1 protein-coding gene is annotated in these 826 nt (G+C 58.8%); it reads right to left on the bottom strand.

Features of this window, described 5'->3' with window-relative positions; all coding sequences use genetic code 11:
* A partial coding sequence (locus tag U9670_RS08685; protein WP_501993686.1) for a collagen-like domain-containing protein occupies positions 1 to 826 on the bottom strand: 826 nt, incomplete at both ends.

The raw sequence follows: 826 nt of genomic DNA, 5'->3' as shown, positions 1-826 counted from the left end.
ACACCTGCATCACCTTTAGGACCTTGTGGACCGGCTACACCTGCATCACCTTTAGGACCTTGTGGACCGATGGCACCTGCTGGACCTGCTGGACCTGCTGGACCTGCTGGACCTGTTGGGCCTGCTTCACCGCGTTCGCCATCTTTACCTGCTGGGCCTACTGGACCTTGAGGACCGATAGCACCTGCTGGACCTGCTGGACCTGCTGGACCGATGGCACCAGTATCACCTTTAGGACCTGTGTCGCCTTTAGGACCTGTGTCGCCTTGAGGGCCTGCTGGACCGATGGCACCAGTATCACCTTTAGGACCTGTATCACCTTTAGGACCTGCTGGACCGATAGCACCTGCTGGGCCTTGTTCACCGCGTTCACCTGCTGGACCTGCTGGACCTGTTGGGCCTGCTTCACCGCGTTCGCCATCTTTACCTGCTGGGCCTACTGGACCTTGAGGACCGATAGCACCTGCTGGACCTGCTGGACCTGCTGGACCGATGGCACCAGTATCACCTTTAGGACCTGTATCACCTTTAGGACCTGCTGGACCGGCTTCACCTGCTTCACCTTTAGGACCTACTGGGCCTGCTGGACCTGTTGGGCCTGCTTCACCGCGTTCGCCATCTTTACCTGCTGGACCTACTGGACCTTGAGGACCGATAGCACCTGCTGGACCTGCTGGACCTACTGGACCTGCTTCACCGCGTTCGCCATCTTTACCTGCTGGACCTACTGGACCTTGAGGACCGATAGCACCTGCTGGACCTGCTGGACCTGCTGGACCGATGGCACCAGTATCACCTTTAGGACCTGTGTCGCCTTTAGGACCTG

This window comes from Moraxella tarda (assembly GCF_035181405.1).
GTDB lineage: Bacteria > Pseudomonadota > Gammaproteobacteria > Pseudomonadales > Moraxellaceae > Moraxella.
This window is presented reverse-complemented; position numbering and strand designations above follow the sequence as displayed.